At 66.9% G+C, this 10,099-nt stretch carries 9 protein-coding genes, 1 tRNA gene and 1 pseudogene; 6 read left to right on the forward strand and 5 right to left on the reverse strand.

Annotation, left to right across the window (positions count from 1 at the left end):
• The first annotated feature begins 88 nt into the window (after positions 1-88).
• Entirely contained in the window at positions 89-427 is a 339-nt protein-coding gene (locus tag Q0U08_RS13170; RefSeq protein WP_298091858.1) for a VOC family protein, read from the forward strand.
• A 3-nt stretch (positions 428-430) separates the two neighbouring features.
• Here the strand turns inward: Q0U08_RS13170 and moaB are convergent, their stop codons facing one another.
• The 3 genes from moaB to Q0U08_RS13185 are packed head-to-tail and all read right to left on the reverse strand — an operon-like array spanning position 431 to position 3,565.
• Entirely contained in the window at positions 431-958 is a 528-nt protein-coding gene (moaB, locus tag Q0U08_RS13175) for a molybdenum cofactor biosynthesis protein B (RefSeq protein ID WP_298091851.1), read from the reverse strand.
• Complete coding sequence (locus Q0U08_RS13180; RefSeq protein ID WP_298091852.1) at positions 948-2,777, reverse strand: lytic transglycosylase domain-containing protein; 1,830 nt, start codon at positions 2,775-2,777, stop codon at positions 948-950. The genes moaB and Q0U08_RS13180 overlap by 11 nt, the downstream gene beginning before the upstream one ends.
• On the reverse strand, positions 2,774-3,565 hold the full coding sequence (locus Q0U08_RS13185) for a uracil-DNA glycosylase (protein ID WP_298091853.1): 792 nt from the start codon (positions 3,563-3,565) through the stop codon (positions 2,774-2,776). Before Q0U08_RS13185 ends, Q0U08_RS13180 begins: the two co-directional genes overlap by 4 nt.
• Before the next feature lie 120 nt (positions 3,566-3,685).
• Here Q0U08_RS13185 and Q0U08_RS13190 point away from each other — a divergent pair, with 120 nt between their 5' ends.
• Positions 3,686-5,341 (forward strand): electron transfer flavoprotein-ubiquinone oxidoreductase, encoded by a 1,656-nt coding sequence (locus Q0U08_RS13190; protein WP_298091854.1) that lies wholly within the window; start codon positions 3,686-3,688, stop codon positions 5,339-5,341.
• On the forward strand, positions 5,313-6,914 hold the full coding sequence (locus Q0U08_RS13195; protein ID WP_298091855.1) for a tetratricopeptide repeat protein: 1,602 nt from the start codon (positions 5,313-5,315) through the stop codon (positions 6,912-6,914). Before Q0U08_RS13190 ends, Q0U08_RS13195 begins: the two co-directional genes overlap by 29 nt.
• Before the next feature lie 82 nt (positions 6,915-6,996).
• Here the strand turns inward: Q0U08_RS13195 and Q0U08_RS13200 are convergent, their stop codons facing one another.
• Complete coding sequence (locus tag Q0U08_RS13200) at positions 6,997-7,521, reverse strand: helix-turn-helix domain-containing protein (protein WP_298091856.1); 525 nt, start codon at positions 7,519-7,521, stop codon at positions 6,997-6,999.
• A 42-nt stretch (positions 7,522-7,563) separates the two neighbouring features.
• Here Q0U08_RS13200 and Q0U08_RS13205 point away from each other — a divergent pair, with 42 nt between their 5' ends.
• From Q0U08_RS13205 to Q0U08_RS19885, 3 genes are all read left to right on the forward strand, one after another.
• On the forward strand, positions 7,564-8,661 hold the full coding sequence (locus tag Q0U08_RS13205; RefSeq protein ID WP_298091857.1) for a branched-chain amino acid aminotransferase: 1,098 nt from the start codon (positions 7,564-7,566) through the stop codon (positions 8,659-8,661).
• Positions 8,662-8,705: 44 nt separating this feature from the next.
• Positions 8,706-8,780, forward strand: a tRNA-Gln gene (locus tag Q0U08_RS13210).
• A 142-nt stretch (positions 8,781-8,922) separates the two neighbouring features.
• A complete protein-coding gene (locus Q0U08_RS19885) occupies positions 8,923-9,462 on the forward strand; it encodes a sce7726 family protein (protein WP_367271132.1) in 540 nt (179 codons plus the stop codon).
• Positions 9,463-9,676: 214 nt separating this feature from the next.
• Here Q0U08_RS19885 and Q0U08_RS19890 read toward each other — a convergent pair.
• A pseudogene (locus tag Q0U08_RS19890) lies at positions 9,677-9,922 on the reverse strand (hypothetical protein); the annotation flags it as partial.
• Positions 9,923-10,099 lie beyond the last annotated feature (177 nt).

Genomic DNA, 10,099 nt, shown 5'->3' on the forward strand with positions numbered 1-10,099 from the left:
GTGTGGCGCCGCGCTGTGGACGAGTCTTTGCCATTGCAAGACGCTATCGAGCGTGTCAGAACATAGCAAGAACAAGAGGGGCGAAGCGATGGCGCGGTTGAACTATCTGGAACTGCCGGTGCGTGACCGGGAGGCGGCGAAGCGCTTCTATGCGCAGGCGTTCGGCTGGGACTTCAGCGATTTCGGGCCGAGCTATGCGGCGACGATGTCGGGGGACACCGATATCGGGCTGGATGCGGACAAGGATGCGGTGCGCCAGCCGCTGCCGGTGATCGAGGTAGACGATCTGGAGGCGGCGCTGGCTGCGGTGGCCGGAGCGGGCGGCACGATCAGCGTGCCGATCTTCGCCTTTCCCGGCGGACGGCGGTTCCATTTTCGCGACATGGACGGACATGAACTGGCCGCGATGCAGCCGGACGCGGGGTGAGCGTCAGCGCTCCTGCAGGCGCGGCATCAATTCCACGAAGTTGCAGGGGCGGTGGCGGCTGTCGAGCTGATCCTTGAGGATGCCGTTCCACGCGTCCTTCACCGCGCCGGTGGAGCCGGGAAGGGCGAAGATATAGGTGCCGCGGGTGACGCAGGCACAGGCGCGCGACTGGACGGTGGAGGTGCCGATCGTCTGGTAGCTGAGCCAGCGGAAGAGTTCGCCGAAGCCGGGGATCATCTTGTCGGCGACGCGCTCCACCGCTTCCGGCGTGACGTCGCGGCCGGTGACGCCGGTGCCGCCGGTGGTCAGGATGCAATCCACCTGATCGTCGTCGATCCAGGCATGAAGGCGCGCGACGATCTGTTCGGCGTCGTCCCGGATGATCGCGCGGTCGGCAAGGTCGTGGCCTGCCTCGGTCAGCAGGGCGACCAGCGTGTCGCCAGAGCGGTCCTCGGCCGGACCGCGAGTGTCCGAGACGGTGAGGACCGCGATGCGGATCGGGCGAAAGGTGCGGGTGGGGTCAATCGGCACGCGTCACCGTGCTGGATTGCGGGCTGACCGCCGCCTGTACCGCGATGGCGGTGGTGGCATCGGCCGTGGCGCGCGGGTTGGGCTTCGCGTTCATGCGGACGGCCGTGGCGCCCGGCAGACCGGGGAAGCGCGGCCACATGCCCTGGGCGAGTGCGGTACGGCTGGGCGACTTGGCCTTGCCCGCCTGCCCCTCATACATCCAGTAGTTGCGCAGGACGGTGGTGACGTAGCCGCGGGTTTCCCAATAGGGAATGCTTTCGATGTAGAGCAGCGGATCGCCGCCGTCATGGACGATGCTGTTCCACTCGCCGACCGGCCTGGGGCCGGCATTGTAGGCGGCGATCACCTTTGGCAGCAGCCCGCCGGTGATGCCCGCCATGTCGCGCAATCGCTCCAGATGGCGCTGGCCGACATCCATGTTGGTGGACGGTTTGGTCAGCGCCGACTTGTCGATCGAGACGCCGCGTTCGCGTGCGAAATCGGTGGCGGCGGCGGGCATGATCTGCATCAGGCCGTAGGCGCCGGCGGGACTGACCACCTTGTTGCGGAAGCCCGATTCCTGAAGGGTGTGGGCATAGACCAGCGCCTTGTCGACCCGCCAGCCGCTGTCCGGTGTCCAGTTGGGTGTCGGATAGCGCGCCTCCGCGGTGGCGGTGACGCCGGCGGGGCAGTTATGCGCCAGCCAGACGGTCGTCGCCGGCAGGTCGAGCGATTCGGCCAGGCGGACGAGGCTGCGGAACTCGGTAGGGGCGCCGATGCGTGCCTGTTGGCGGATGACGGTATCGGCAAGTTCGCTTTCGCCGATCTCGGCCAGCGCGGCGGCGACGCGGATATTGGGGCGGCGATCGAGCGCGGCCCAGTCGGTGGCGACCAACTGGCCGCCGGGCTGCGCTTGGGTCTTCAGGCCGAGCGCCTGGCGAGCAAGCTGGCCGTAGAAGCTTTCGCCGAACTGCGCCGCGGCCTTCAGCCGGCCCTCAATTTTGTCGGGGCGGCCGCACACCATGTCGGCGCGCGAGGCCCAGTAGAGCGCGGCGGCGCGCAGATCGACGTCGGAGGCGCGGGCGGCGACGCCCTCGAAGCCCGTCTCGGCGGCGGCGCAGTCGCCCTGGCGCCAGGCGGAAAGCGCGCCGGCCCAGCGGCCCTGGATCGCCCATTCGCCGCTGCCCACCGCCGCCCGGGCGGCCATGGCGCGGGCGTTGGTGTCATCGCCGCTGAGGAAATACATCCAGGCGACGCGCTGTTGCCATTCGGTCTGCGCCTCCGGGCTGAGGCCGCTGGTCGCATCAAGCAACGCCTGGGCCGGGGCGCCCTGGTCGGCCTTGACGTAAGGTTGCATCTGCACGGCGAGCGCGGCGGCGATCTCGTCGCTCTTCACGCTCTTGGCGCGGGCGCGGCGGGGGGCGCCGTCGCGCCAGATCAGCGTCTGCGTTTCGGGCAGCGGGGGCAGTTCGGTGGCGCCGCGCGACTTGGCGAGGCGGGCGAGCTGTTCCGCCTGAGGCAGTTCGGGGGCTTCGTTGAGGACGGCGAGCAGCTTGTCGAGGTCGACGCGCGGTGACCCCTTGGCGGTGTAGAGTTCGGCGCGGGCGATGGCGTGGAGCGGGCCGGGCTTGAGTGCATCGAGCTGGAGTTGCGCATCGGTCCAGCGACCGTCACGGATCGCGCCGAAGATGGCGCGGTAGCCGGCCTGTTGCGCATCATCGAGCAGGGTGGGGATGCGCGGTGTCTTGGCCGTAGTCGCGGTGTTGGCCGGTTCGGCGGTGGCCACCGTCGCGGCGCCCATGGTCGCCAGGGCGCAGGCGATCGCCAGCGTGCGCGTCATGCCCCGATATCCTTCATCAGCAACTGCAAATCCCTCCAGGCCTCCGCCTTTGCCACCGGCTTTTCCAACAGGAACCTCGGGTGGAAGCTTGCCACCACTCCGGTGTCCGACCCGGTATCCGAGCCGATGGCGGCCCCCTCCGTGCCGGTTCTATGGTTAAGCCGGTGCAAAATCCCGCGCGCTTGCCCCATTTCGGTCCCAAGGATGGCACGGCTCGCCGCATTGCCGAGCAGCAACAGCCTTTTGGGCGCGATCAGCCCGACATGATGGCGCGATACCTCGCCCAGTCGGGTTTCCAGTTCGCGCGGCATACGGCCGGCGGCGGGGCGACGCGCGCAGACGGCGGCGACATGTACGCTGTCGCGTGACAGGCCGATCGCGGCGAGCATCCGGTCGAACAGCCGGCCCGGCGCGCCGGACAGCAACCGGTTCGCCTGTCCGTCGTCGCGGTCGGGGCAATCGACCAGCACCATGATGGCCGCATCCGCCGGGCCGGTGGCGGCGAGCGAGATGCCGGTCCAGCCCTGTTCGGGCGCTTCTGGCCCCATGCGCCAGGTGGCGAACGCCTCCAGCGTATCGGGCAGGGCCGAGGGCGCAGCAGGTGCGGCAACGACGGGGGCTGGCGCGGCGACGGGGGCAAGGCCCGGCATGGGTGCGAACGCCTCGTGCGGGGGCGCTGCCAGCCAGTCGAACGGATCGTCGCCGACGATCAGGTCCACGCCGGCATCGTGCCACCAGTCCAGCGCGCTGGCGGCAAGTGCGGGATCGATTGTCTGGTAAGCCCCCATTATGGGGCCATCCATGCTTCAAGGTTGACGAAAACGTCAATCTGTCGGATCGGCAAAAGGGACAAATTGGTGTTGGCCCGCGCCCGGAAGAGGTGACGCTACGGCCTCCGGAGGATGCGCATGAGCGAACGCGAATCAATGCCGTATGACGTGGTGATCGTGGGAGCAGGCCCGGCGGGCCTGTCTGCCGCGATCCGCCTGAAGCAACTGGCGGCGGAGGCCGGCGGCGAGCTGTCCGTCTGCGTGCTTGAAAAGGGATCGGAGGTCGGCGCACACATCCTGTCGGGCGCGGTGATCGATCCGCGCGCGCTGGACGAGCTGCTGCCTGACTGGCGCGACGATGGCTGCCCGATGGCCGAGGTGCCGGTGACGCAGAACCATCACTGGATCCTGTCCGCCACGAAGAAGCGCGTGCTGCCGCATCTGTGGACGCCGCCCTTCATGCACAACAAGAACACCTATACCGGAAGCCTGGGCAATCTGTGCCGCTGGCTGGCCGGCAAGGCCGAGGAACTGGGCGTCGAGGTGTTTCCGGGCTTCGCCGCGGCCGAGATCCTGTTCCATGAGGATGGGCGGGTAAAGGGGGTGGCGACCGGCGACATGGGCGTCGCGCGCGACGGCACGCGCAAGCCCGACTGGCAGCCGGGGCTGGAACTGCACGCCAAGTACACCTTCTTCGCCGAGGGCGTTCGCGGGCATCTGAGCAAGGAGATCATCCGCCAGTTCGATCTGGACCGCGACAGCCAGCCCCAGGCGTACGGCCTGGGCATCAAGGAGCTGTGGGACATCGATCCGGCCAAACACGAGCTGGGCAAGGTGGTACACACACAAGGGTGGCCGCTGGGCGACGATGCCAATGGTGGCGGCTGGATCTATCATCAGGCGAACGGGCAGGTATCGATCGGCTTCGTCACCTGGCTGAACTATTCCAACCCCTATCTGTCGCCCTTCCAGGAAATGCAGAAGTGGAAGACGCACCCTGTGATCGCCGAACTGCTGAAGGGCGGCAAGCGGGTGTCCTACGGCGCGCGCGCGATCAACGAGGGCGGGTTGCAGGCGATCCCCAAGCTGGTCTTTCCCGGCGGCGCGCTGATCGGCTGTTCGGCAGGCTTCCTCAACGTGCCCCGGATCAAGGGCACGCATACCGCGATGAAGTCCGGCATGATGGCCGCCGAGGCCGCGTTCGAGGCGGTGCAGGCGGGTCGCGCGGGCGACGAGCTGGCCGCCTATCCGGACGCGTTCGAGCGGTCCTGGGTCAAGAAGGAGCTGTCGATCGTCCGCAACACGAAGCCGCTGGTGGCGCGCTTCGGCGATTTCATGGGATCCGGGTTGGCCGGCGTCACCATGTGGCTTGAATATCTCAAGCTGAAGATGCCCTTCACGATGACGCTGCACCGCGACCACGAGACGCTGTGGCGCAAGGATCAGGTGAAGCCGCCGGTCTACCCGAAGCCCGACGGCGTGCTGACCTTCGACCGGTTGTCCTCGGTGTTCCTGTCGAACACCAATCACGAGGAGGATCAGCCGGTCCACCTGACGCTGAAGGATGCGTCGGTGCCGATCGAACACAACCTGCCGCTGTATGACGAACCGGCGCAACGTTATTGCCCGGCCGGCGTCTATGAGGTGGTGGGCGTGGAGGAAGGCGATCCCCGGTTCGTGATCAACGCGCAGAATTGCGTCCACTGCAAGACCTGTGACATCAAGGACCCGACCCAGAATATCAACTGGGTCGTACCCGAAGGCGGTGGAGGCCCGAACTATCCGAACATGTAGCCGCATCGTCGCGATCGCCCTGGCGTTATCTCCCGCGGCCGCACTGGCGGCGGACCCCGGCACGGGCGAACTGTCCGCCTATCTGGCCGCGCGCATCGCCGCGGCGGAAGGGCGGCCCGATGCGGCGGCGGCGCGGTTTGGCGAGGTGCTGGCGGGACGGCCCGACGATCCGGTGATCGCGGTACGGGCTTATCGGGAGGCGCTGGCCGCCGGTGACGATGCGCTGGTCAGGCGTGCCGCGGCGGTGTTGCAGAAGGCGGATGTCGCGCCGCTGGACGTCGGGCTGATCGCGGTGGCCGATGCGGCGCGCGCGAACGATCCTGTGGCGCTGGATGCGGCGGCGACACGGCTGGAGCGCGGGGCGTTGGCCATTCTCGCCCCGTCGCTGCATGGCTGGGCGGCGTTCGCGCGGGGCGAGGACCCGACCCCGATCCTGACCGCGACCAAGGATGTGGTGGCGCGCCGCCTGTCGCTGGAAACGCAGGTGTTGCTGTCGATCGCGGCGGGCCGCGACGATGGCGAGGGCGCGCGCATCGCGATCGAGAGCGCGCAGTCGCCGCTCGATATCCGGGTGGCCGCCGCACAATTGCTGTTCCACCGCCATCGACGCGACGCGGCGCGCGCGCTGATCGAGGGCAGCGATCCGACGCTGACCGCGCATCGCCGCGGCATCAAGGCGAAGCCGACGCTGGCGTTCGGGGTATCGCGGCTGCTCGCCCGGGTAGGGGCCGAGATTGCCGGGCAGGGGCCACGTCCGCTCGCCATCGCGCTGGCCCGGGCCAGCCTGTCCGCCGATCCGGGCTATGACCGGGCGCGGCTGGTACTCGCCGATGCCTTGTCGCGCGACGGCAGCGAGGCGCAGGCGCTTGCCGTTCTGGACGGGGTCGACCGCAAAAGTCCCTTTGCCGAACCCGCCGCCGCCAGCCGCATCGGGCTGCTGGACACGATGGGCAAGGGCGGCGTCGCGCTCGATCTCGCGCGATCGCGCGCCACGGCGCGGGGCGCGTCGTCGCGCGACTGGCAGGTGTTCGCCGATCTCTTGAGCGAGGATGGCCGCTTTGCCGAGGCGGCGGACTGGTATGCGCGCGTCATCGCGGCCGAGCCGCCGGTGCCCTGGGCGGCGTGGATGCAATATGGCAGCGCGCTGGACCAGGCCGGTCAATGGGAAAAGGCGGAACCGGCGCTGGCGCGTGCCGTTGCACTGGCACCCGACGAGCCGCTGGCGCTCAACTATCTGGGCTATGCACGGGTGATGCGCGGGCAGGATGTGGCGGCGGCGACGAAGCTGCTGGAGACGGCCAGCCGGATCGCGCCGAACAATCCGTCGATCACGGATTCGCTGGGCTGGGCCTATCACATGGCCGGCCAGTCGCGCCGTGCGCTGCCGCTGCTGGAGCGTGCGGCGGCGGAGGAACCCGCCAATGCGGAGATCGCGGAGCATCTGGGCGATGTCTACTGGGCGCTCGGCCGGCGGTTCGAGGCGCGTTATGCCTGGCGGGCGGCAAGGCTCTATGCCGAGCCGAAGGACGGCGAGCGGCTTGTTGCCAAGCTCGCCCGCGCGCCGGAGGGGTAGAGACGTATCCGCTTCGTGGCGGAGGTGATGCCGGTCGATGCCCGCCGGCTTGGGCGTGGGGTGGTCGTGTCCCGGCGGGGGGTCAGCCCGGCCGCGTGTCCAGCAGGCGCAGCTTCTCGATATGGGCGCGTTCCTCTTCGGGGATCAGCCCTTCCAGCACCGTCCAGAAGCCGGTCACCGCCTGTTGCCCGGCGCGGGCATAGGCAAGCGACAGCTTCTCGCGCAGCGCCTCGAACAAGGTGCTTTCCATGGCGAGCCCATCGGATGTCAGGCGCAGCAGCCTTTGGCGCCGGTCCCGGTCGCCGGGCCTCGTCTCCAGCAATCCTCGTTCGGTCAGTTCGTTGAGCACGCGGCCCAGCGACTGTTTGGTGATGGCCAGAATCGACAAGAGTTCGCTGACGGTCATGTCGGGCCGCCGCGCTATGAAGTAGAGCGCGCGGTGATGCGCCCGCCCCAATCCTTGCGCTGCCAACCCGCGATCGATCGATCGCACGATATGGCTGTTGCCGAAATACATGAGTTCCATGCCCTTGCGGAGCTCTGGTTCGCGGAGAAATTGTGCCGATGCGGACTGGTTCAAGGCAGTCATGTTGACCGGTTTAGCCATCGGTCCTACGCGTCCGCAACCTGATTGTTTGAGAGGACCGCCATGCACGCGCCGACGACCGTCCCGTTCCGCTTCGATCCCAGCGCGACCCCGGTCGACGCGAGCGAGCGTGCGGCGCGGCTGGTCGACCCCGGTTTCGGCCGCGTCTTCACCGATCACATGGCGCTGATCCGGTGGAGCGACGAAAAGGGATGGCACGATGCGCAGATTACCGCGCGCAAGCCCCTGACGCTCGATCCGGCTGCAGCGGTGCTGCATTATGCGCAGGAAATCTTCGAAGGCATGAAGGCCTATTCGCTGGAGGATGGCGGCATCGGGCTGTTCCGGCCGGAAATGAACGCGCGCCGCTTCAACGATTCCGCGCGCCGTATGGCTATGCCGGAACTGCCCGAGGCGCTGTTCCTGGAGTCGATCGAACGGCTGGTGCAGGCCGATCGTGACTGGATTCCCAGCATGGAAGGCGGCTCGCTCTATCTGCGCCCGTTCATGATCGCCAGCGAGGTGTTCCTGGGGGTGAAGCCCTCGTCCGAATATCTCTACATGGTGATCGCCTCCTCGGTCGGTGCCTATTTCAAGGGCGGCGCGCCGGCGGTGTCGATCTGGGTCAGCCAGGGCTATACCCGTGCCGCACCGGGCGGCACCGGTGCCGCCAAGTGCGGCGGCAACTATGCGGCCAGCCTGCTGGCGCAGAAGGAAGCGATCGCACAAGGGTGTGACCAGGTGGTGTTCCTGGATGCCGCCGAGCGCAAATGGGTCGAGGAACTGGGCGGCATGAACGTCTTCTTCGTCTTCGATGACGGCTCGCTGGCGACGCCGCCGCTGGGCGGTACGATCCTGCCCGGCATCACCCGGGATTCGGTGCTGACGCTGGCGCGCGACGCCGGCCTGACGGTGCGGGAGGAGCCCTATGCGCTGGATCAATGGCGTGCCGACGCACAGAGCGGCCGTCTGGTCGAGGCCTTCGCCTGCGGTACCGCGGCGGTGGTAACCCCGATCGGCAGCGTCGCCGAACCGGCCGGTCGTTTCACCATCGGTTCCGGCGGTCCCGGCCAGCTTACCACCAAGTTGCGCGACCAGCTCGTCGCCATCCAGCGCGGCCACGCCGCCGACCCGCATCAGTGGCTCCGCCGCCTAGATTGAGGCTTTTCAAGTGGCGCGCCGCTCGTTAAGGCGCGCCACTCCACTGGGGCGTCGCCAAGCGGTAAGGCAACGGTTTTTGGTACCGTCATACGCAGGTTCGAATCCTGCCGCCCCAGCCAGTTCAAACAAACCTTTCATTTACAACACCTTAGCTCAGAAATGAGCCGTCGTGTGGGGCAGGTGTGTGGGGCAGCATTGTTGGGCTGTACCGCGCGGCGTGAAATCGCTCATATTGCCTGTCGGCGTTGATGGGGCCGTTTAATGGGAAACGATTCGCCCGAAGCTATCGCGAAGGTTGCGCTACTTACTCACCTGCGAAGTAATGGAGCGCTTCGTTCAAGTGCGCTCATCTCGGAGTTAGCTGTAGAGAAGTGGGCTCGCCGGGCCGACGTCGTAACCGTCGGTTCGGTGATGACGTGTTTCGAGGTGAAATCCAAGGCGGATCGGCTCACCCGCCTGGAGGATCAACTGTCGGCATATTCGAGCGTGTTTGACCGCGTGTACGCCGTAGTCGCTACGAAGCACATGAACACCGTTATGTCCCGAGTGCCGGAGTACGTCGGGCTGAAAGAGCTTGTGCAAGTTGCTAAGGGAGTGGAGGCGCGGCATGTCCGAGACGCATTGCCTTCGCCCAAGCTTACGATTCAGGCCAGCCTCAACTTGCTTCCAGTTTCCGAACTCGCGAAACTGACCCGGACGCACAGTGTAGGCCGTGTGGCTCGCAGAACCGAGCCGCGCTCCTTGACGGTGCCATCTCTATACCCTCAGAGGCCATCCGGAGCCACCTTCGTGAATACCTGAAGTGAAAGCACGGTGCCAGCACGGCAGCGTTTAATGCAGCTGTGAGCGGTCGGCGGATCAAGGTGGAAGATTTGGCTCACCTGTCTATCTGGCAGCGCTCCGTCCCGCTCAGCTCCGCAGAAAACGACGTCCTGGCCGACTGGCTAGCCGCGTTGTCGAATGATCGCGCTTTCGGGCCCGTCCCACAGGACGTTCGCGACCTCCTGGCTGCGACCTAGTCCTCATAGGGCTCGTCAGTGGCTAGCAATGCACCCGGCGCACCATAATGAATTTGCTGGTGAAGGTGAGCATTGATCCGAGTTGTAACCCAGCGCTGCGCATAATGGAGGTCTTCCAGGTCCCCTCCAGCTGCCCGCCGGATTTCATTTGTGGCCCATATAACTAGGCCGTCTTGCCATCCACGATCCCGCATAGCGGCACGCGCGGCCTCGACATAGGATTGGTCTTCCTCCCGCCGGAAGTAGGCCCATTGGCTCCGTCAAACCAAATGGACGGGCTGTTCGGGAGAGCCAAATAGGGTAGGGTAGGGCCATGCCTCGCCCGCGCAAACCAGCCTCTCCGTTCCGCTACTTCAACTCGTCGCCCGAGGTGATCCGGCTGGTGGTGCTGATGTACGTGCGCTTTCCGCTCAGCCTGC

Origin of the sequence: uncultured Sphingomonas sp. (assembly GCF_946477935.1) — a bacterium.
Taxonomy (GTDB): Bacteria; Pseudomonadota; Alphaproteobacteria; order Sphingomonadales; family Sphingomonadaceae; genus Sphingomonas.

What these genes read in the sequence shown, in the direction of transcription:
- Q0U08_RS13200 (WP_298091856.1), bottom strand. Translation starts at nt 7,521, where the DNA reads ATGGCTAAACCGGTCAACATGACTGCCTTGAACCAGTCCGCATCGGCA.
- Q0U08_RS13205 (WP_298091857.1), top strand. Translation starts at nt 7,564, where the DNA reads ATGCACGCGCCGACGACCGTCCCGTTCCGCTTCGATCCCAGCGCGACC.
- Q0U08_RS19885 (WP_367271132.1), top strand. Translation starts at nt 8,923, where the DNA reads ATGGGAAACGATTCGCCCGAAGCTATCGCGAAGGTTGCGCTACTTACT.
- Q0U08_RS13190 (WP_298091854.1), top strand. Translation starts at nt 3,686, where the DNA reads ATGAGCGAACGCGAATCAATGCCGTATGACGTGGTGATCGTGGGAGCA.
- Q0U08_RS13180 (WP_298091852.1), bottom strand. Translation starts at nt 2,777, where the DNA reads ATGACGCGCACGCTGGCGATCGCCTGCGCCCTGGCGACCATGGGCGCC.
- Q0U08_RS13185 (WP_298091853.1), bottom strand. Translation starts at nt 3,565, where the DNA reads ATGGGGGCTTACCAGACAATCGATCCCGCACTTGCCGCCAGCGCGCTG.
- Q0U08_RS13170 (WP_298091858.1), top strand. Translation starts at nt 89, where the DNA reads ATGGCGCGGTTGAACTATCTGGAACTGCCGGTGCGTGACCGGGAGGCG.